Source organism: Tannerella forsythia 92A2, from assembly GCF_000238215.1.
Lineage (GTDB): Bacteria > Bacteroidota > Bacteroidia > Bacteroidales > Tannerellaceae > Tannerella > Tannerella forsythia.
Genome location: NC_016610.1, coordinates 2,465,635 through 2,487,581 on the forward strand (window position 1 = coordinate 2,465,635; position 21,947 = coordinate 2,487,581).

Consider the following 21,947-nt stretch of genomic DNA (forward strand, 5'->3'; position numbering starts at 1 on the left):
AAAATGAGAGGAATAAATAGACTTTTATTGTTGACAATCGGTGCCTTATGTATGCATCAGTTGTATGGGAAAATTTCCATCCCTATAGCTCGACAATCGTGCAAATATTCGATCGATATCCCTGACGGTTGGGATACGATTCCCCAAAATGTCTTTCTGCAAAAATTGGGAAAATTTCCTTTGGATATCGGATTATATCCTGTCTGCCAAAAGGACTATTTTGACGGAAATTATATTTTTATAAGCTTTTTGCCAACGATGAAAACATTAAATGGTTTTAAATTCGACGCGATAGTTGAAGAAGTGCTTGCAATGAACAGGAAAAATATGCCTGCTAATGACTCATTAAAAATATTGAATAGTAAATCTGAAATCGTAAACGGTAAATATTGTATTCAAACGGAATTTTCTGCATTAAAAGACAGTATTTCAATAGCATGTTTTCAGAGTTTGTATCTTACCAAATTCGGATATATATCCGTGACGGGTTACAAAAAGCCGAATGGTACATATCAGATAAAAGACGTTTCGAAATCAGTACTTAATGGAATAAATGTAGAGAGTGATTATCAATATCAAGAGCCACAAGGGGGGGCTCGTTTTTCGGTGAAGCAGATTCTAATGGCTATAGGTATAGGTTTCGTTGTATATCTTATGTTGGCATATGTGCCGGGATTGCTAAAAAAGAAATGAAATCGTTGCTTTACATATTTCTGTTTTTGTTGCTTATTTCGTTGCATTTGAATATAGGTGGATGGTTTGTTGAATCGCAAGGTTTGTTTTATATTGCGTCATTAGGCGTACTGTTGTTGTCGGCAATTTTGATGCGTAAAGGATTTTGTATCGGCAAAGGAGAATGTCTTATTTCAATTTTGTGTACATACATACTGATTCAAATGGTAGTCAGAGGCCATGAATACGGTTCATATTGGATTTTCTCCGTGGCAATTTTATGGCTGTTGTTTTTTGCTTTCAAAAACTTGTTTCACCAAAACAGGCTTTTTGTAAAATATACTTTTTGGTTTGTTGTGGCAGGTGCCGGCTTGGAAATTCTGTACGGATTTGGTCAACTGTTCGGTTTTATTGGCAACGGAGAGAGTCATTTTATATTGGGTGGTTCATTAAATAATCCGGGTGCTTATGCCGGTTATTTAAGTGCTGTTTTTCCTCTGATACTTTCTGTTTGGCTCATATATGATAAACGCCATAAAAAGGCTGAAAATATTTCTTATGTTTTGGCTTCTTGTCTGATTTTGATGTTTTATCTCATCATTATTTCTCAATCGCGAGGTGCTTGGATTGCATGTTCGGTTGGGAGTCTTGTGGTTTTAAACAATAAGTTTCTGTTCTATAATAAAATCGTTATTTTTTTGAATACAGCGGCAAGAAAATTCGTAGCCGTTGTTTGTTCTGTTTTGCTAATAGCCATTGCCGCATACGCTTTATACCAATATAAGGCAGATTCTGCATTCGGAAGGCTATTGGTGTGGAAAGTAGCATTGCAAAAGCCTTATCAAAATTTGATTGTGGGAGATGGAATCGGCGCTTTCGAGGCGAATTATGGGCATTGGCAATCTGATTATTTTGCAAGGGGGAGCGGTTCTGATGCTGAAAAAAAAGTGGCGGATTATGTAACTTGTGCTTATAATGAACCGTTGCAAATTTTTATTGAGCAGGGTTTATTAGGAGTGTTTTTGTGGGCAGGCGTTTTTGTCGCGGCATTTCGCAGAAAAAAATCTCCATATTCGCCGTTTATTCTCGGTGCAAAAGCCTCGCTTTATGCCATAGCAGTGTTGTCATTCGTTTCTTATCCGTTTCAGACAGCATTGATATATTTACATTTTATCATCTGCTTGGCAATAATCTTCCATAAAAAGCATACTTCGGATTTTGCCGTATTTCCTAAACTTCAATGGATATGTACGGTTGCAGGAACGATTACCCTTGCCTTAGGGTTTATCAATCTGCATGGATATAAGTTGCAGCGAGAAGGGCAGAAATTGGTATTCGAGGGACGGATAGATGTCGGTATTGAAAAATATAAAGAGGCTTACCCTATCTTGAAAGACAACGGAATATTTTTGTTCTACTATGGATCAGCGCTTGCCTTAAAAGGACAATATGATGAAAGTTCTGAACTATTGGAGCAATCTATTCGTAAAACATCAAATCCGAATGGGTATATTTTGCTTGGCAACAATTACCGGAAACAAGGAAAATACAACGAAGCGGAAAGTGCATATAAAAATGTAATTTATCAAATTCCGTCTAAACTGTATTCCAAATATCGATTGGTACAATTGCTGTTGGAACAAGGGCGTGAATCGGAGGCTCGCCAATGGGCGAACGAAATTCTTGCAACCAAAGAGAAAGTGCCTACTACAGCAGCTAAAGAAATAAAAGAAGAAATGAGAAAATTGTTGCAATATGAATCTGTTGATAAATAATTGAATGACAGTAATTCGTGAGAGATGTAAAAGCAAAGTGCAAACAGGAGTACATAAATGTGCGAATTTCTGCATATGATAAGTAAATCAATTCAATTTTTACTTCTTATTTTTGCAATCAATATAAAACATGGATCTTCCTGATATGGATTTGAAGTGATGATTATGTAGAACTTAAAAAAAAGAATGTGCCTATGGGGACGGTATGACAAAAAAGAGATTTTATTCGGTGTATAACCGGAGCAAAGATGATGCGCCTGACAAATTTTATAAAGTGTTTTTACACAGTCGAATTTGTCAAAACTCAGAAAACTTATTTGAGTAAATCTTAGTGTTTGTCGAATTTTCGACGAATGTATTTAGTAAGTAATTGATTTAAAAAAAAAGACAATTTAAATTTAAGACGTAATGAAAACAAATAAAAAAGCGATTTTTGGAATGCTGGTGGCTATGGTTATGTCACTGGGAATGATGGGTGGTATTAATAGCAAAACCAATGATGTTTCTACGCAGCAATGGGCTGCTATTAGCTACTATTGCGGAAATAATTCAGAAGGTACTGCCGGTCAAGTGGTCGGAAAAGCTTTGGGAGGGTGCTTTAGTGGCGCTGCAGCAGGTATTGTAATGGCTGGTATTGCTACTGGTGGTGTTGGTTTAGTTGCTGGTTTAGCTTGGGGAGGTGTTGTTGCATCTTAACTGCAATTATAAAATTATAGATATGAATAATATGAAGAAGATAATATTGTTATTCAGTATAATTCTTGCAATAGCTGGAGGAAGTGCACTGAAAAATAAACAGATTCAAGATGTCTCAGTAAATCAAATAGGAGCCGCTGCCATATATCATGGAGTCACTAGTGAATCTGGAACATGGAGTGATATTGGAGGAGCCATTTGTAGTGCCGGAGGTGGAGCATTAGTTAATGCTGGTGGTTTGGCTACTGGAGCTGCTTGGGCAATAGGTTCAAATCCTGTCGGCTGGGCTATTGGGGGAGCCGCATTGGTTTTGTAAACTATACAATTGCATAAAGTTGCATATAAAAATGCAACTTTATGTGTTTTTCAAAGATTAAAATTACACTATGGACAAAATAGTCTTAATCTATGATATAATATATATATTCGAAGATCGGTATGAATTTAAAGGTATGAGAAGAAAGCCCATTCTAAAGATATTGTATGATTGTTTTTTTTCATCTATGAGTTGGGCATTCTTATTTGTACCTTTATATACTTTACTTTTATTTTTGATAAAAGTGCCTGTTACTTTAGGTATGATTTTAAGCATCGTATCTATATTATGTCTTTTTATGTCAGGTATATATTATGAGCGTCATCGTAATGTTTTTATTGCCAAAGACAGCATAACAAGATCTTATCTTAATAATAAGAAGCGTACTTTAATAATAGAGTATTCTGATGGGAAACGTTATAGAGTTAAAATTTGTGATTTCCCTTCTTGCGAAACTGACAAAAACAGACTTATTTGGAAACTGAAAGAAAAGGGCATACTTGAACAAAAGGATAATATATTACTCCCATTTGACAGTTCGAAAAAAAATCATAAAATGAATCTCTGTTTTAGTGGTATAGGATTTATTCTCTCTCTCCTTGCCTTAATGACAGTAAGAGTATTTCCACACAACTATATTATTATCATAGTAGGTGTTGTGGGATTATTACTATGTGCTATGATTGGCTTCTATAGCTTTTATAAAATATTTAGGAGATAAGCTGTATGTTTCCATGTAGTTAGTGTTAGAAAACGTACTAACTGTTGAATGATACATCCTTTTAAAATGCATAAAATATTTATGAAGGAAAATAAACATTTTATTATCAGTGTTGTCATAGCAATAACCGTATCGCTTATTACATCATTGTTTTTCTATTTAGGGAAGCTCTTCGATTTTATTCCATACGGAACACATAAAGGTGGTCTCATTTCTGCTGCTGGTGTCGGAATAATAGCACTTGTTTGTTTCACGGTTATATATTGTTGGTATAGATACCAAAAGAAGAAGACCAATTAAACATCTTTTATTGGAGATATGAAAGGCAAATCTTTTTTTATAGCTATAATGATATCTTTTCTAATATGGCTGCTTCCTTTCATAGGCAGGATTTTCTTTATAGAAATGCCGATAATAGAATCTTCGGATGCCGCTCAATATGATTCGGTCATATCTGAAATAACGGAGTCATTGGATCAGGACAACCATTTTGAAGCATTTCTTTTGATTTTTAAAAACAATATTTTGGGGTGTGCTATAAACATTGCCGGTGGTGTTTTTTTAGGTCTTGGAACAATCATAAATTTATTTATAAACGGATTTGCTTCTGCTGATATATTTAAAAATGTATACGATTCAGGTTTCGGACTGCATAATATTTTAAAAACAACACTGCCCCACAGTTTTGAGCTAATAGGCTTTTGGCTATCCGGTGCTATTGGTTTAAGTATTGCTTGGGAGTTGATTTTGTTTATGAGAAATCAAGATATTTTTAGTGTGAAATTTTGTAAATGGTTGGTTTTGTGGTTAACTGTTGTATTCATAATTATTCTGATTGCTGCTTTTGTAGAAGCTTATATTTCCGTAACGATGCTCTGATGGACCATTTTTTTGAAAGACTTATCCAAATTCCTAAATTATACGGAACTATTGTAGTTCTGGTATATAGTATTCTTGTGTCGGAATATATATCTTCGATCAATAAGTTGTTTATGACACGTGGTATAGAGATTACAAGCATATTAAAAACATTTATGCAATTGAATTTTGTTATGACAATTCTTTCCGGTATTGTTGTTTGGATTGTCTTATGCTTGTTATTTCATTTGACAGCTTTGCTTTTTAATGGAAAAGCGATTTTCGGAAGATTCCTTATCGCGGCATCTTATCCTTATGTTATTCCGGCAATAGTTGTATTTATCGCTATCTTGATGTTGGAAAATGTGGAAGTTCCAGATACGGATGATATTGTCCAAATACTTAAACAAAATAACAGGTTTCAATTTATCGTCAATATGGTAAACTATTCATTTATTCCGTATTACTTAATTGTTTCTTGGATAATCCATCATTTATACAGACTGAAATATCCATATGCGATGCTATCCGTAGCCGTTCCGATATGTACAATATGGGGAGTAACAGAACTTTTCAAACTGATATAGAAAGATACATGAAATATCTTGTCATTTTCATTCCCATAATTTTTTTATCTTCTTGCTACCATATTTCTGATGATATTCCAGACGATACGGCAAAAGTTTTACGTATGGCAGGCAATAACCGTTCTGAGTTGGAACGTGTATTGGAATATTACAGAGGCGACTCGTTGAAATTCAGAGCCGCATGTTTTCTGATAGCAAATATGGCCGATGAATATGCCATTGTTCCCACTGATACTTCGGATATCTATATTCGTTCTTTTCCCGAACTTAAAATGATACATGAAGAACAAGCTTGGGAGCCATCCATATCTAAAATCGGCGCGTATTTAGATTCGATAAGGTCGATAAAAAAGCCTCAAATGACAATCATTCGGGATATCAACGTCATAACTGCGGATTTTCTGATTGAAAATATCGACTTGGCATTTACTGCCTGGGAAAAATTTAATGGATCGGATGCTTATGCTTTTGAGGCGTTTTGTGAATATGTGCTCCCTTATCGTCTTGAGCACGAACCATTGAATCATTGGCGTAAAACAGCTTATGAACGTTTTGGACATTTATTGGATTCCGTAACAGGGGGTTATGATATAGCCAAAAGAGTGGTAAAAAGTAATATGATATGGTATAATGCAGGAATGTCCAAATTTCCTTATCCGCTAACACTCGATTCTCTTTTAAATCTTCACTGGGGAGATTGTGATCAGATGGCATATTGCCTGACTGCTGTATTGCGTGCCATTGGGATACCGTCGGCAATCGACTTCACACCTGTTTGGGCTAATCGTAGTGGAGGACATAAATGGAATATCGTCATAGATCGTAAAGGTCATACGGTCGATATGGGTTTCGGCCATGATGCCTCTAACGAATTTGCATATAAAATTTCCAAAATCTATCGCTTATCTTTTGCCGATCAACAATATATAAATGTAGGAAAAAACAATACAGCGTTTTCGTTTTTTTATCATCCGGATTGGAAAGACGTCACTTCGGAGTATAAAGACATGGCAATTTCAGATATACGTATAAAAACAAACAAGAAAGAAAGCGAAGGATACCTCTGCACATTCGACAATTCTATGTGGATACCCGTAGCAAAAAGTTATTTATCAGGAGATGTTTTGATTTTTAACACTGTCGGTAGAGGTGATTTCAGAAAAGAACAGATGCGTTCATACAGAAATTCGGGAGATGGCATTGTATATCTTCCGGTGGGTATACAAAACAATCGGATAACACCGTTAGCACCTCCATTGATCTTGCGGGAGAACGGATTGCAGACAATTTTGAAAGCAGAACTGAAAAAAAAACAAACGATTCATATCAATCGAAAGTATCCTAAATATGGACATATTATTCAATATGAGCGTATGATGTTAGGAGGACGATTTGAGGCATCGAACTGTTCCGATTTTTCACCGAAAATACTATTATGCGATATTAAATATATACCCGATCAACCAGTTAAGGATACATGTATTAACATGCCAAGGTCTTATCGCTATGTTCGTTATGTTGCTCCGGAACATTCGTGGGCAAATGTTGGAGATATAGCTTTTTATTCGGATACAAGAAAATTACATGGCATTCCTTTCTCTTCATCGACACATGGTGGTGGGCAAGATGTGAATCGTGCTTTCGATGGAAACATAGACACGTATTTTCATACGAATAATGAGAATGGAGCTTTCGTCGGATTGGATTTTGGGCATCCCGAACGAATTACTCGTATTCTATATTCTCCCCGTACGGATAATAATGACGTTATTCCCGGAGACGAATATGAACTGTTTTATTGGGATAATGAATGGTGTTCCTTAGGTAAATGTATCGCGAACGGTTTTGAATTAGTATACGATAATGCACCATCAAATGCGCTCTTTCTTCTTCATAACCATACGCGAGGCAAAGAAGAACGCCCCTTTACTTATGAACATGGTAAACAGATTTGGTGGTAATGAAGGTTGAAATTTTTCAAAACAAAAGAGGCGGATATATGCAATAGTGTCCTAAAAGTTTTTCCTCAGGGTAGACGAGTCCGTAGTCTGGAAGCAGATCGGCTCCTATACGAGCTTTTTTTGATTTTAGGGGTATCCCCCCCTCCTGTTGAAAGAGCTGATTTTCGGTTTCCGGCGGAGGGGTAAACGGTTCATTGATTCATTGTATCAGATCATTAGTGTCCCGTAAAAATTGGGACGGTTAACTATTAATCAAATAGCCCCGGAATAAGGGGGTCAATCTGTTCTTTGACATCATTGGAATCAGTCTTGCTGAAGAGGCCTTGGAGAGGGGGCTTGTCCGTCAATGAGATGCTGAGGATCTGCAACACCTCGTAGGTTGAGCGTTCTAACTTCATGTCATGCTGTACAATCGCCACCAAACAGTAAGTTATGATGGCCACGTTTATCTGGATGCGAGCCGCATTCTCTGTCGTACCCCAGAACTTCCTGATTTTGAGATGCTGCTTCATCCACTTGTGGAAGAGTTCGATCTGCCATTTGTTTTTGTACAAGCCAAGGCGACCTCAAGAGCTGTCAGGTGGAAGACGTTGGTAAGGAAGGCGAAGTCGCGGTCCTACTCGTCATCATGGTATCTGACAAACCTGAGTTCTTCGGGGTACTTCTCAAAGGAAGTCTCCTCCGTCAGGATAATCTCTGAATCAGTGAGCACGTTTTCCGGAAGTCGCCGCCATCTGACGCACTTGTACCGGAGGTTTTTCTTGGCCCTCACGATGAAGAAGGAATCCCTCTTGTGAATCTTGAAGAGTTCCTTGAAGGCGTTGTAGCCACGGTCGAACACATAATACGAACCTGACTCGTAGGGAATCTCGCACATCACCTTGGAATCGTGAACCGAGGCCTTCGTGATGTGGAAGAACGCCGGCACGAAAGTTTCCAAATCGTAAAGGAAATGAACCTTCACGCCCGCCTTTCCTTTTTCGGAACTTAGCCCACCAGAAGACCGCCAGGCACAGCGGTATCGTTGTAAAGTCGAACGCATAGACGTTCCCGTTCAGATTGAAGATATCCACCACACATTTGCTCCGGGCCTGGGCCATCATGTAGAAGGCGAAGTCTTCGAAAATCCGATAGTCCCTGTCTTGATTGACCCTTGCCAGTGTCGTCTTGGTGACAGGCTTGTAGCCCGTGCTCATGTGGTAGCACTTCGGTTGATGGGCTTCCAGTGCGACAATCAGGTCGCGCAGGCTTTCACGGTTACTGAGTTGGCCAAATATCATGACAAGCAGCTGGTTCCAGCAGGTGAAGTGCTTGACATAATGGCCCCCCTTGTACTTGCGAACAAAGTCGTTGAACAGGCTTCTGTTCAGAAAAGAAGTGAGTTGAGAGAAAACATACTTTGAAACGTACATGCGTCATCCAAATCTTACAGATGGTAAATTTGCGAAATCAAATCCGTTTCACTTTAAAATCACTCGTAAAAAAACTAATTTCCAATCATTTCAAAGAACGTTTGACCCGTTTTAACGGGACAGCAATGAAGAGAACCATATAAAATAGCCGCATGAAGCAAAGGTAAAGAGATATAAAAAGAAGAAGAGGATGTACCATAAAGAATGATTTTTGATACACCCTCTTTTCATGAAAATGCAGATTTTCTCACTCAGAAAGAGTAAACCCTTCGGGGATCGTAAATTTCTCGGCCGGAATCTCTGTATTTTCCTGAATGTCAATTGCTTCCTCGATTACGGTCATTCCGCCGACCTGCGCCTCCGTCTTTAACGGAATGCCTTTCCAGAGCCACAACGTACTCAGAAATGTCTGCCCCATCTCTGTCAGTTCCAATGAAATTTTTTTGCATGGACGATCCAAGAAGTCTTCTTCACCCAACTCCTGATATTTATATTTTTCTTTTTGCTCGTCCGTCAGAGTCAAAAAGTTATTCAGTTTGTCAGGCTTCTCTATCCGTTGAACGGTCTTTGCGTCCAAATCGATACTGGCAATCGAATTACCCTCATCAAGCGTACGCATATGCTTCTCCGTACCGGCGGCGTTAACGGTCGTTTCCACCGCTTCCATCTTCCCATAGTCATCGAAATACAATGTACTTTCGACTTTCTGCCCCATCACAGTCGACACTTTTTTAACGATGCCCGACTTGATTTCATACTTGGCTTCCTGCGCCATTCCCATTCCCGCTGTCATCATCAGCAGCATCACAAACCATGTTTTCTTCATGTTCTTTCGGTTTTTAGTGTTAATAACTCATTTTGTTTTTCACATCCTCCGCTGCACGTGCCCAACGGATTCCGTGTTTTCTATGAAACAATCCGAGTGATGAGATAGTTTTGAAAAAAGTTTTTTGGGACTGCAAATCCCCGTATGTTACAAGAAAAGTCGACGATTTAATATGTTCAATTTTTTGTCTACTTTTAATCCGCCGGATTAAGTTGCTTTTGTCTTTACCGGAATGGGTTCAGAAGTTTAAAGAGCCAAGAACAGACATCAAGAGAGTTGGCGGTCACTTTTACAAGTACCCAATGGAATACTGCTATAACAAGCAGAAGAAGCGGACAGATAACATTAATCTGAGCATCTCTGTTATCCTTTTGCAAATATTTGGGCCCATTGCAAATCGACGGGCGTAGTGATTTTGATGTTTCTGCGGTTACCATCGACTAAATAAATGGGATATCCTGCAGTCTCGACGAGTGACGCGTCGTCGGTAAATTGCGGTTGGTAAGGTTGTTCGTAGGCATGGCGCAACCAGTCGGCTCGAAAGACTTGTGGTGTCTGCACGATGCGCAATCGTTCCCGGTCGAACGGACGGTTTTTCGTCCCGTCGACTTCGCGCACGGAGTCGATCATGGGAAGGACAGGGACAGCAGATCCGAACTGCCCGGCTACGGTGAAGCACGCATTGATCACGGCTTGTGAAACGAAAGGACGTACGCCGTCGTGCACGGCAATCAGCCTGTCACCATCGGTACTTTGCAACCCGTTACGCACCGAGTGGAAACGTGTCTCTCCTCCATGCACTACACGGTGCGGTATCGTGCAATTTAATTCACGGCAGAGCATCTGCCAATAAGCTTGATGTTCTTCGGGCAGGACGAGGATCTGTTCGGCCTTTGCATCCCAACGAAAAAAAACTTCCATGGTGTGCATCAGAACCGGGCGACCGTGCAGCGGAATGAACTGCTTCGGCAGCTCGCCGCCCATACGCAAGCCTTTGCCGCCTGCCACAAGAATGACCGTGCGTCTCATGTATTATATATTATACCTGATCCAACGTATCGAGAATCTTCTTCACCTCTTCGTCGGCTTTGAAGAGTTTTTCTCTGCACAGCTTAATCAGCCGGCTGGCTTCTTTCACTTTTTCCGAAAGCACGTCTACATCCAGTTCACCGCTTTCGATATCGTGAATGATGCCCCGAAGTTTCTCAATCGCCTTATTGTATGACTCCTTTTTTTCTGCCATGGTTGTTCTATCTGTTTATGTTAAAATTTTTCCTTTTCGTTCGCCGTCGGTAAACCGGACGGATATTTCGTCGCCTGCTGATAAGTCGGCCGCATGTTTGACAATTTTTCCATCCTTAAGCGTCAACGTATAGCCTCGCTTCAGGATATGATCCGGCGATGCCAGCTTGATATGCTGTTCGCTGAGTGCAAGCTCATGGGTGTGGCGGGTCAGCATCGCACTGACCGCTTTCTGGATATGCATGGGAGCGTGTTCGAGCTGTTCCGTATGCTTCTCAAGGAGTTGTGGCACGGACGACAGACGGGCGGCCAGCGTGTGTAAGCTTGTTCGATGACGCTCAAGATGTCCGGTGACGAACACCGGAAAACGTGTGGCCAATATCTGCCATGTCGTTTTCTTTACTGTCAGCTGGTTGCGTGTCGCTTCGCAGACGGTTCTCCGCAGCTCGTCGAGCAGGGCAAGCTGCTCTGCCATGCGGTTGATCAGAAACGCGGCCACGGCCGTCGGCGTTTTCATACGCGTATGCGCTACGTTATCGACGACCGAATCGTCGCGTTCGTGCCCGATACCGGTAATGATCGGCAAGGGGAATTGCGCACAGTTGGCGGCCAGCGTATATGAGTCGAAGCTGCTTAAATCGGCTGCCGAGCCTCCGCCGCGAATCAGTACGACAACATCGAACAGTTCGCGATGAGCGTAAATCCGGTCTAATGCGGCGATTACGCTTTCCTCCGTTTTCTCACCCTGCATCAGTGCCGGGAAAAGTTTGACGTAGAATGGAAAGCCGTAGTCGTTATGGATTAGCTGATTGACGAAGTCTTCGTAGCCGGCTGCCGTCGGTGAGGAGATAACTGCGATGCGTTGGGGCAGTATGGCTAATGTAAGTTCCTTATTCAGGTCGAATACGCCTTCTTCCTGTAAACGGCGGATCACCTCCATACGCTTCCGGGCCATGTCGCCAAGCGTATAGGACGGATCGATATCGTGAACGGTCAGCGAGAGCCCGTACAGCTCATGGTATTCGACGGAGACATTGACTAATACTTTCAGGCCGGAGATGAAGGTTTGTCCCGTTTCCTGCTCGAAATACGTTCTCAATACCGCGAAATTACGCGCCCAGATCGTGCCGCGCGACTTGGCGACGAGTTGTCCTGTTGTCTCGTCTTTTTCCACAAATTCGAGATAGCAGTGTCCGGAGGTTGCATTGACACGCACCTCACTCGTTTCGGCACGTACCCAATACGTACCGGGCAGTGCCTCGTCGAGAGCAGTTTTCACCAACCGGTTCAGCTGCGTCAGCGACAGGGCGTCCGGCCGTTCGCTTCGGATGTCGTTAAAGGAGTTCATTCATCTCCTTTCTGTATGCTTTATACATGTCCGGCACGCCATATCCCAGTTCCGCGTCCGGATGTTTCGATCGGGAAGCCGTTTGCCGGATCAAGTTAATCAGTTCTTTATTTTTCAGCCACGAGAGCGACTGCCAGAGGCATGCGCAAAGCCCTGCCAGTGTGGGGGTGGAAAAAGACGTGCCGTCGACCCATTGAAGCCGGCCGGCCGCGTTGATCACGCAGACGTTCGTACCCAGTGCAACCACATCGGGTTTCACCCGATAGTCGGCCGTCAATCCGGTAGAGCTGAAAGCGCTCTTCGTTTTTTCGGTGGTTACGGCGCCTACGGTGAGTATGTTGGGCGCATCGGCCGGGAAGGTGATCTTCTGCCATTCGTTTTTCCCCTCGTTCCCTGCGCTGCAAATAATCAGCATGCCTTTTCTTGCCGCTTCTTCGGCTACGCGTGTGATAAACGCTGTCTTTCCGTCCAAATCAGCATGAGTATAAACCGGTTCCGTATCGAACTGGAAATAGCCCAGCGAGCAGGTGACGAGATCAACCCCGACACTGTCGGCATATTCCAGCGCCGCTGCATAGAAATCTTCTTCGATCGGATACTCGCCTCTTGTATCTTCGCTTTTGATGAGCAGATAAGACGCGTCGGGCGCTGTGCCGACCATCACGCCGGGCAGGTTGGCTGCCATACACGATAAGACTTTCGTTCCGTGATCATCTTCGCAAAAGACGCTGTTCCCGGGAAAAGACATGTTGCGTGTTCCGATAATATCGGTCGAAGTAAACGCTGCAATCTTGTCTACGTGCAGGAAGCCGGCATCGATAACGGCAATGCGCATCCCCTTCCCTTGTCGACCGGCCTCGTGCAGCCGCACTCCGTTCAGTATCTCGATCTGTGTCGTGGCATGTCCGTAATATGCCTGTGATACCGTGTCGTACGATTCGAATACGCCTGTATCGTCCGGACAATCGACTTGCTGCAACCGGTTCCGGCCGTGCCATACGCACCGGACGGAATCGACGATCGGCAAGGCTTTCAGCCGGTCGGCAATCAGGCTGTCGGTATGTTCGATCACGACGGTGTTCATCCATTTACTTTGCGTAATTATTTGTCCGCCCGTAGCGCCGACCGTGCGAATATACCCGGGTGAAATCGGGATGTCGGAAACCGACAGCTCAACCCCGCGCTTTGTTCGCCTTTCGACCGACTCGGCCGAAAGGTAAAGCCTCGCATCCGTCCGGCCCGGAGCTTTTACTCCCTTATCTTTCAAATACACCCGAAAGCAGTAGCTTTTGCCGTCTGCGGCCGAGAGACTTTCCGGCATGCACGTGCACAAATACAGTCCTGTCAGCATGCCGAGATATTTCCATCGTTTGCTTGTCTTCACCTCGTTTTGTATTTTCGCACAAAAGTAATATAAAACGGTATGCACTCCCATTTGATCCTTCTTGCCTTTTGTTATTTTAACATTGATGTCGGAGTAGGGGAGTATCTTTTCAAAAAAACGTACTTTTGGCTTGCCGTATTTCCGGAAGGAATACTACTTTTGTCGGGCGTTAGCGTTTTTTGATCGTTGTTACACGGGGATGAGAACGACATAAAGTCTCCCGGATAAAAAATTACAAAACAAAGCAATAGTAAGATGAAACTGTACATTCCGGCCGATTATCGGCCGACTTTGGCTTCGGAGGATATGGAAGAGGCTATCAAAATGTTGAAACGGGTTTTTCAGGAAGAACTGGCGGCCACATTGAAACTGCGGCGGGTAACCGCTCCGCTCTTCGTTTTTTCAGGCACCGGGATGAATGACGACCTGAACGGGGTGGAGCGTGCCGTATCGTTTCCCATTAAAGATATGAACGACCGTCGCGCCGAAGTGGTGCACTCGCTGGCTAAATGGAAACGGATGAAGCTCGGCTTTTACAATATCCCGCCCGGCGAAGGGCTTTATACTGATATGAACGCGATCCGCGCCGATGAGGAACTGGACAATATTCATTCGATCTACGTTGATCAGTGGGACTGGGAGCGTACGATCCGTGCCGAAGACCGTCATCTCGATTTTCTGCGTATGATCGTCGATCAAATTTATGGCGTTCTCAAGACGGTGGAAGAAAAGACGTACCGTTCTTTTCCGCATATTACCCCGTTTCTGCCGGAGAAGATCACGTATCTGCATGCCGAAGAGTTGCTGGCTGCCTGTCCGGACATGTCGCCTAAAGACCGGGAGTATGAGGCGGCGAAGAAATACGGTGCGATTTTCATCATCGGAATCGGGGCAACCCTCTCGAACGGCGAGAAACATGACGGCCGCGCTCCGGATTACGACGACTGGTCGACCCCGACGGTTGACGGGCATCGGGGACTGAACGGCGACATTATCCTGTGGAACCCGGTCCTCGACGCACCGCTCGAAATATCGTCGATGGGGATTCGTGTCGACAGGGAAGCGATGCTTCGTCAGCTCAAACTCGAAAATTGCATGGAACGCCGGTCGCTGGCGTTTCACAGGGCGTTGCTGAACGGTGAGATTCCGCTATCGATAGGGGGAGGCATCGGGCAGTCGCGCTTGTGCATGTATTTCCTCCGCTGCGCGCATATCGGCGAGGTGCAGGCGTCGTTATGGTCAGACGAGATGATCGAACAATGTAGAGCAAATCATATCATTTTGAAATAAAAACGAATCCCGGTAATCGTTATGAGTACGTTACGATTTAAAGCAGTAGAAGAGGCTTTCAGGAAGAAAGCGCTGGACGTTCAGGCGCCCGAAGGGCCGATGTCCGGGTTTTACGGAAAATATGTTTTTACGTATTCCGTCATGAAAAAATATCTGTCGAAAGACACGATCAGCGTCATCAAGGATGCTGTGGAAAAAGGACAGACGTTAGACCGCGGCATTGCCGACCACGTAGCCGCAGGCATGAAGATGTGGGCGATGGAGCTGGGCGCCACGCACTACACGCACTGGTTTCAGCCGTTGACCGATGGGACGGCGCAGAAGCACGACTCGTTCATCGATTACGTAGATGGGCCGGGCGAAAGCATTACCGAAGAATTTTCCGGCAAATTGCTGGCGCAGCAGGAGCCGGACGCGTCGAGCTTTCCGAGCGGAGGCATCCGCAGCACGTTCGAGGCGCGCGGATATACGGCTTGGGACCCTTCGTCGCCGGCATTTGTCATGGACGACACGTTGTGCATCCCCACCATTTTCATCTCTTATACCGGTGAAGCGCTCGACCTGAAAGCTCCGCTGTTGAAAGCCGTCAATGCCATCAACAAGGCTGCGACAGACGTGTGTCATTATTTCGACCCGAACGTGAAAAAAGTGTCGTCTTATCTGGGATGGGAGCAGGAGTATTTTCTTGTGGACGAAGGGTTTTACGCTACACGCCCCGACTTGTTGATGACCGGGCGGACACTGCTCGGGCATGAGTCGGCCAAGAACCAGCAACTCGAAGATCACTATTTCGGTTCAATCCCGACGCGTGTCACGGCATATATGAAAGACCTCGAATTTGAGGCCTGCAAATACGGCATCCCGCTCAAAACGCGCCACAACGAGGTTGCTCCGAACCAGTTTGAACTGGCACCGATCTACAGCGAAACGAACCTTTCCATCGATCAGAACCAGTTGATCATGTTGCTGATGAAAAAGGTAGCCCGTCGTCACGGCTTTCGCGTGTTGCTGCATGAAAAACCGTTTGCCGGCGTGAACGGCTCCGGCAAGCACTGCAACTGGTCGATCGGTACGGACACAGGCGTGGGGCTGCTTACCCCGGGCAAGACGCCGGAAGAGAATCTGCGCTTTATCACTTTTCTCGTCAATACGCTGATGGCTGTTTATAAACACAACGGCTTGCTCAAGGCATCCATCAGCTCGGCTACGAACGTGCACCGTCTGGGAGCACACGAAGCGCCGCCGGCCATCATCTCCGCCTTCCTCGGCACCCACATGAACGATATCCTCAATAAGATGGAGCAAAGTACGACGGAAAAGGTGATCATCCTCGATAAAAAGAAAAAGCTGCGGCTCGGCATAGCCCATATCCCGGAGGTGCTGCTTGATAATACCGACCGTAACCGTACATCGCCCTTTGCTTTTACGGGTAACCGCTTTGAGTTTCGCGCTGTCGGATCGTCGGCTAACTGCTCGTCGGCCATGACGGCGCTCAATGCCGCGGTGGCAGCGCAACTGATGGAGTTCAAGGCGTCGGTCGATACGAAGATCGCACAGGGCGAAACGAAGGAACGGGCTATCTTTGAAGTGCTCAAAGAGTATATCCGCATCTCAAAACCAATCCGCTTTGAGGGCAACGGATACAGCGAGGAGTGGCGGCAAGAAGCCAAGAAGCGAGGACTGAACTGCGAAACGAGTGTGCCCGAAATCTTCCGCATGTACACAAGTCGCGAGAGTGTGGAGATGTTTGCCTTGACGGGGGTGATGAGTCGTAAAGAACTTGAGGCACGCAACGAGGTGAAATGGGAGATATACACGAAAAAGATTCAGATCGAGGCACGTGTGCTGGGCGATTTGGCCGTCAACCATGTCATCCCGATTGCTACGCGTTACCAGTCGCTGCTGCTCGACAATGTGTACAAAATCAAGGCCGTTTATCCTCCTAAGCGGGCGAAAGAGCTTGCGTCGATGGATGCTGCGCTGATCGAAGAAATTGCCGGGCATGTAAGCGCCATTAAGTGTAATGTGGATGCGATGATTGAGGCGCGTAAGGTAGCAAACAGGATCACCGACGAATATGCGAAAGCGGTCGCATACCACGATAAGGTGTGGCCATATTTCGACGTGATTCGTTACCATGCCGACAAGCTGGAACTGATTGTAGACGACGAGATGTGGTCGTTGCCGAAATACCGCGAGTTGCTCTTTATCCGGTAAGCCCGACGGCGGTGTGTCATAACGGGCGAACTGCTTCGTTGCTTGCGGAATGCAAGCTCGGTCACATACGTTAGTATGCTCCCTCGTTCGCATCCTTAGCGCCTTGCATTTCACCTATTCTGACACACCTAAAAAGGGTGGTCTCAAACATTGTGTTTTATATACCCTCAAAGTGTTCGGAATTTTGCTAATTTTGCCAAAAAAAACGATACGATGATGAAATACGGATATGTGAAAGTAGCGGCCGGTGTGCCGCCGGTACGGGTGGCCGACTGCCATTACAATACAGTGCAGATCGAACAGATGATTCGCCGGGCGGAAGAGCAGGGCATACAGTGGATCGTGTTCCCTGAACTGTCTGTGACCGGATATACATGCATGGATTTGTTTATGCAGGAATGCCTGTTGCGCGAAGCCGAACAGGCGCTGCTGGAACTCGTGCAGCGTACGAAAGCCGTTGATGTCGTATGTGTTGTGGGGATGCCGCTGGCGGTTGAGAACCGCTTGCTTAATGCGGCTGTCGTTTTTCATCGCGGCGAAATCCTCGGAGCTGTACCGAAAACATATTTGCCCGACTGCGGGGAGTTTCAGGAGACGCGGTGGTTCACCTCGGGTGAAGACGTAACGACGCGAACCGCTCGCATTGGCGCGACGACCTGCCCGATGGCGCCGCGCTTGCTCTTTACCTCCGGCTCCGCAGCCGTAGGGATCGAGATCGGCGAAGACCTCTGGATGCCTGTCCCGCCCAGCTCGGTGATGGCCTTGCAGGGAGCGAACATTATCCTCAATCTATCGGCTGGCAGTGAACAGACGGGAAAGAACGATGATTTGAAGATGTTGATCCGGCAACAGTCGGCACGCTGCGCGGCGGGCTATGTGTATGCCTCGGCGGGGTTCGGCGAGTCGACGACCGACCTTGTCTATGCCGGAAAGGCTTTTATCGCCGAGAACGGGACGATGCTGGGCGAGTCGGATCGTTTCTCGCTGAACGAGAAACTGCTCATCAGCGAGATTGATGTTGCAGCGCTGTGTCACGATCGGCTCGTGAAGACGAACTTTTCAAAAGGCGCTTCCGTATTACGCTGCAGTGAACCGCTGTGCGTTCCCTTACGCTTGCCCGAAAGAAAAGAAACTGCCCTGACACGTTTCATCGATCCGCATCCGTTCGTTCCCTCGACCGGTGCCGAATATGACGAACGTTGCAACGAAATATTCCGCATCCAAACGAATGCGTTGGCCAAGAGGCTAGTGCACACGCAGATCAAGCATGCCGTCATCGGCGTATCCGGCGGGTTGGACTCCACGCTGGCGCTGATGGCCACGGTGATGACCTTCGACGCCCTCAATCTGCCGCGCAAACAGATTCACGGCGTCACCATGCCGGGCTTCGGTACGACCGGGCGGACCTACCGCAACGCCGTCGCCCTGATGGAAGCATTGGGCATCACGCTGCACGAGATATCAATCAAGGCCGCTTGTCAACAGCACTTCAAAGACATCGGTCATGACGGCGTGACACAGGATGTGACCTACGAGAACGTGCAGGCGCGTGAGCGCACACAAATCCTGATGGATCTGGCCAACCTCAAGAACGGACTTGTTATCGGTACCGGCGATTTGTCCGAACTTGCACTCGGCTGGACAACGTATAACGGCGATCACATGTCGATGTATGCCCTTAACGCCGGCATCCCTAAAACGCTCGTACACTCTCTGGTCAAGTGGATCGCCACTCATCGTGCAGGGGAGGTTACCCGCGAAACGCTTCTTGACATTGCCGATACGCCCGTTAGCCCCGAACTCTTATTGGCGGGTACCGACGATACGAATCACCAGAAGACGGAAGACCTTATCGGACCCTATGAATTACACGACTTCTTCATCTATCACTTGATACGCTTCGGCGCATCGCCGGCCAAGATATTTTTTTTAGCCCGCCAGGCTTTCGGGAAAAACTATGCGCCCGAAGAAATCAAGCGGTGGCTGCAAATCTTCGTGCGCCGTTTCTTCACACAGCAGTTTAAACGAAACTGCATGCCCGACGGCCCGAAAGTGGGTACCGTCAGCCTTTCGCCTCGTGGCGACTGGCGCATGCCCAGTGATGCCTCAGCAGTGCTCTGGCTCGAAGAAGTCGAAAATCTGTAGAGTATAATAGAATGATGAAACGTCTGAAAATACTTTGCCTTTTGTGGATGACATTTTGCCTGCCCGAACTCAAGGCGCAGACCGTAGGACTTGTTTTGAGTGGTGGCGGAGCGAAAGGTGCTGCCCATCTGGGGGTGATCAAAGCGCTCGAAGAAAATAACATCCCGATCGATTATGTGGCGGGAACCTCCATCGGGGCGATTGTGGGTAGCCTCTATGCTATGGGCTATACGGCCGACGAGATGCTGGAATTGATGCTCTCGGACGAGTTCGGCTACTGGCAGAAAGGAACTGTCGAAGACGAGTATGTCTACTACTTTAAGAAACCTGACGATACACCGGATTTCATGCACTTCTCCATCGATTTCTCCGATTCCATGCAGATCCGTACCAATCTCCTTCCGCAAAGTATCATCAATCCCATCCAAATGAATCAGGCTTTCATGGCTCTATACGCACAGTCTACGGCCAAGTCGGGATGGAATTTCGACCATCTCTTCGTTCCGTTTCGCTGCATCAGCTCCGATGTGTATAATAAAAAGGCCATCATCTGGCGGAATGGCGATTTGTGCGAAGCCGTGCGTTCGTCCATGACGTTTCCGTTCTTCTTCAAACCTGTCTGGAAAGATGGTGTCCCCCTTTTCGACGGAGGGATTTATGATAATTTCCCGGTCGATGTCATGAAGTCGGATTTCGACCCTGATTTTATTTTCGGATCATCTGTGGCCGGAGCTGCCAAACCATCGACCGATCCGATGAAACAGATCGAAACGATGGTCATGCAAGCCACCGATTATCATGTGGACGAAGAAGACGGCATGATGTTACAGTTCAACTTTCCGAATGTCTCACTGCTCGATTTTCAACGTGCGAAAGAGCTGATGGACATCGGCTATCGACGTACACTCGAAATGATCGACTCCATCAGACAGCGTGTACTTAGAGAAGTGCCGCAAAGCGAACTTAACACACGTCGTAAGGCATATAAAGAAAGTCTCCCCCCCCTCAAATTCGGAAATATTTACATCACGGGTGTGACCGAAGCCCAGCGTCGCTATGTGCGTGAACAACTGCATCGCGATATCAACGGCGAATTCTCAATGGAGGAATTCAAACAAGCTTATTTCAAGATGCTTTCGGATTCGAAAATCAAAGAAATCATTCCTCATGCCGTATATAACCGTAAAAATCAGAACTTCGATCTGTACCTCGATATTAAAATCGGAGAAGAACTAAACGTCAGTATTGGTGGAAATATCTCTTCTCATCAGGCAAACCAGCTGTTTCTCGGCTTAGATTATCAGAGTCTCGGCGAACAGGCCGTCGACCTCAATGCAAATGTGCAGATGGGAAACTCATTCAGTGGAGTTTCCCTGAACGGACGTGCTTATCTACAAACTTCCATTCCGATGTATCTGCATCTTCAAGCCGTTTTCTCGTACCGCAAATACATGCAAAATCAGTCGTTGTTCTATGAAGACCTTCTTCCCGCCTTTATTAAAAAACGCGAGAAATTTGTCAAACTTAAACTTGGACTTCCTTTTATGACGAAAGCTAAAGCGGAATTCGGATTGGGATACGGACGATTGAGCGATGATTATTATCAGCGAAGTGACATTTCGTTCGCCGAGTCGAAGTTCGACAAAAGCTGGTATGATCTTTTTCGCACTTCCGTACGGATTGAGAGTAACTCGCTCAATGCAAAACAATATCCCACCGGAGGGAAGCAGTACTTTCTCACAGCACAATACGTGACCGGGAAAGAGACTTATCGCCCCTCGGGCGGAGAGCGCACTAAACAGCCCGTGCAAAGCTGGCTTCAAGTGAAAGGACGACTCGAAAACTATTCCATGATAAGTCGTCGTTTCCGGTTCGGAGTTATGGCAGAAGCGCTTCTTTCAAGTAAGAATCTGATGAGTAACTATACGGCTTCCATATTGCAGGCGCCGGCATTTGCTCCTACGCCGCACAGTAAAATTACCTTCAACGAAGGTTTTCGTTCCAATCAGTACGTTGCTGCCGGTATCATACCTGTCTTTACCTTCAACGAAATGCTGCATCTGCGTATCGAAGGATACGGGTTTCTGCCTCTTTATCCGATCGAAAAAGAGCAGTTTATACCGGAACCTTATACCGATATTCCTCGCTACGGAAAGATGATCCAAACCTTCCGGTATATGGGCGAAGCGGCTCTGGTTCTGAATCTGCCTTTTGTCTCTGTCAGTCTGTTTGCCAATGGATACAGCTATCCGAAAAATGATTTTAATGTGGGATTGAATATCGGATTTCTCATTTTTAATCCGAGATTTTTGGAATAAAATCATTTTTTTGTTTGGCGGTTTAAAAAAAAGCCTTACCTTTGCCGTCGAAATAATATTGAAAGAGTAATTGGCCGCGTAGCTCAACTGAATAGAGTAGCTGACTACGGATCAGCCGGTTACAGGTTTGAATCCTGTCGCGGTCACTCTTTTTGTTTACTTTCTCTCTTTATTTATCC

Annotated in this window: 19 protein-coding genes, 1 tRNA gene and 1 pseudogene; 13 read left to right on the plus strand and 8 right to left on the minus strand. The window is 45.4% G+C overall.

The window, feature by feature from the left end; genetic code table 11:
• The first annotated feature begins 3 nt into the window (after positions 1-3).
• The 8 genes from BFO_RS09990 to BFO_RS10030 all read left to right on the plus strand — a co-directional run bounded on the left by BFO_RS09990 (position 4) and on the right by BFO_RS10030 (position 7,586).
• A complete protein-coding gene (locus BFO_RS09990) occupies positions 4-693 on the plus strand; it encodes a hypothetical protein (protein ID WP_141728789.1) in 690 nt (229 codons plus the stop codon).
• Positions 690-2,447 carry an O-antigen ligase family protein gene (locus BFO_RS09995; protein ID WP_014225598.1) on the plus strand — a complete coding sequence of 586 codons (1,758 nt, stop codon included), beginning with the start codon at positions 690-692 and terminating at the stop codon, positions 2,445-2,447. Before BFO_RS09990 ends, BFO_RS09995 begins: the two co-directional genes overlap by 4 nt.
• Before the next feature lie 408 nt (positions 2,448-2,855).
• Positions 2,856-3,143 carry a hypothetical protein gene (locus BFO_RS10000; RefSeq protein ID WP_041590860.1) on the plus strand — a complete coding sequence of 96 codons (288 nt, stop codon included), beginning with the start codon at positions 2,856-2,858 and terminating at the stop codon, positions 3,141-3,143.
• 22 nt (positions 3,144-3,165) lie between these two features.
• Positions 3,166-3,459: a hypothetical protein gene (locus BFO_RS10005; protein WP_041590861.1), complete on the plus strand. Its 294-nt coding sequence runs from the start codon at positions 3,166-3,168 to the stop codon at positions 3,457-3,459.
• Between the two features lie 70 nt (positions 3,460-3,529).
• The gene (locus BFO_RS10010) at positions 3,530-4,180 is read left to right on the plus strand and encodes a hypothetical protein (RefSeq protein ID WP_014225600.1); all 651 of its coding nucleotides are present in this window, start codon (positions 3,530-3,532) and stop codon (positions 4,178-4,180) included.
• A 405-nt stretch (positions 4,181-4,585) separates the two neighbouring features.
• A complete protein-coding gene (locus BFO_RS10020) occupies positions 4,586-5,059 on the plus strand; it encodes a stage II sporulation protein M (protein WP_244262905.1) in 474 nt (157 codons plus the stop codon).
• 113 nt (positions 5,060-5,172) lie between these two features.
• A complete protein-coding gene (locus BFO_RS10025; RefSeq protein WP_140230666.1) occupies positions 5,173-5,625 on the plus strand; it encodes a hypothetical protein in 453 nt (150 codons plus the stop codon).
• A gap of 8 nt (positions 5,626-5,633) precedes the next feature.
• A complete protein-coding gene (locus tag BFO_RS10030) occupies positions 5,634-7,586 on the plus strand; it encodes a discoidin domain-containing protein (protein ID WP_014225603.1) in 1,953 nt (650 codons plus the stop codon).
• Positions 7,587-7,834: 248 nt separating this feature from the next.
• On the opposite strand, the gene BFO_RS16765 is transcribed toward BFO_RS10030, so the two are convergent.
• The 8 genes and pseudogenes from BFO_RS16765 to BFO_RS10060 form a co-directional block, all read right to left on the minus strand.
• Entirely contained in the window at positions 7,835-8,140 is a 306-nt protein-coding gene (locus tag BFO_RS16765) for a transposase (protein ID WP_231964089.1), read from the minus strand.
• 62 nt (positions 8,141-8,202) lie between these two features.
• A complete protein-coding gene (locus BFO_RS16770) occupies positions 8,203-8,550 on the minus strand; it encodes a transposase (protein ID WP_244262906.1) in 348 nt (115 codons plus the stop codon).
• Positions 8,551-8,839: 289 nt separating this feature from the next.
• Positions 8,840-8,998, minus strand: a pseudogene (locus BFO_RS16775) (DUF4372 domain-containing protein); the annotation flags it as partial.
• Positions 8,999-9,245: 247 nt separating this feature from the next.
• The gene (locus BFO_RS10040) at positions 9,246-9,824 is read right to left on the minus strand and encodes a hypothetical protein (protein WP_014225605.1); all 579 of its coding nucleotides are present in this window, start codon (positions 9,822-9,824) and stop codon (positions 9,246-9,248) included.
• Between the two features lie 363 nt (positions 9,825-10,187).
• Positions 10,188-10,853, minus strand: a complete 666-nt coding sequence (locus tag BFO_RS10045; RefSeq protein ID WP_014225607.1) for a 2-C-methyl-D-erythritol 4-phosphate cytidylyltransferase — start codon at positions 10,851-10,853, stop codon at positions 10,188-10,190.
• Positions 10,854-10,863: 10 nt separating this feature from the next.
• Entirely contained in the window at positions 10,864-11,067 is a 204-nt protein-coding gene (xseB, locus tag BFO_RS10050; protein ID WP_014225608.1) for an exodeoxyribonuclease VII small subunit, read from the minus strand.
• A gap of 15 nt (positions 11,068-11,082) precedes the next feature.
• Positions 11,083-12,414, minus strand: coding sequence for an exodeoxyribonuclease VII large subunit (gene xseA, locus BFO_RS10055; RefSeq protein ID WP_014225609.1), 1,332 nt, complete (start codon positions 12,412-12,414; stop codon positions 11,083-11,085).
• A complete protein-coding gene (locus BFO_RS10060; protein WP_231964091.1) occupies positions 12,401-13,798 on the minus strand; it encodes a S8 family peptidase in 1,398 nt (465 codons plus the stop codon). The genes xseA and BFO_RS10060 overlap by 14 nt, the downstream gene beginning before the upstream one ends.
• Before the next feature lie 255 nt (positions 13,799-14,053).
• Between BFO_RS10060 and asnA the strand changes: the two genes are divergently transcribed.
• The 5 genes from asnA to BFO_RS10085 all read left to right on the plus strand — a co-directional run bounded on the left by asnA (position 14,054) and on the right by BFO_RS10085 (position 21,914).
• Complete coding sequence (asnA, locus tag BFO_RS10065; RefSeq protein ID WP_014225612.1) at positions 14,054-15,088, plus strand: aspartate--ammonia ligase; 1,035 nt, start codon at positions 14,054-14,056, stop codon at positions 15,086-15,088.
• 21 nt (positions 15,089-15,109) lie between these two features.
• Positions 15,110-17,305: a glutamine synthetase III family protein gene (locus BFO_RS10070; RefSeq protein ID WP_014225613.1), complete on the plus strand. Its 2,196-nt coding sequence runs from the start codon at positions 15,110-15,112 to the stop codon at positions 17,303-17,305.
• A gap of 216 nt (positions 17,306-17,521) precedes the next feature.
• Positions 17,522-19,450 carry an NAD(+) synthase gene (locus BFO_RS10075; protein WP_041591291.1) on the plus strand — a complete coding sequence of 643 codons (1,929 nt, stop codon included), beginning with the start codon at positions 17,522-17,524 and terminating at the stop codon, positions 19,448-19,450.
• 14 nt (positions 19,451-19,464) lie between these two features.
• Positions 19,465-21,768 carry a patatin-like phospholipase family protein gene (locus BFO_RS10080; protein ID WP_014225615.1) on the plus strand — a complete coding sequence of 768 codons (2,304 nt, stop codon included), beginning with the start codon at positions 19,465-19,467 and terminating at the stop codon, positions 21,766-21,768.
• Positions 21,769-21,840: 72 nt separating this feature from the next.
• Positions 21,841-21,914: transfer RNA gene (locus BFO_RS10085), tRNA-Arg, on the plus strand.
• Positions 21,915-21,947 lie beyond the last annotated feature (33 nt).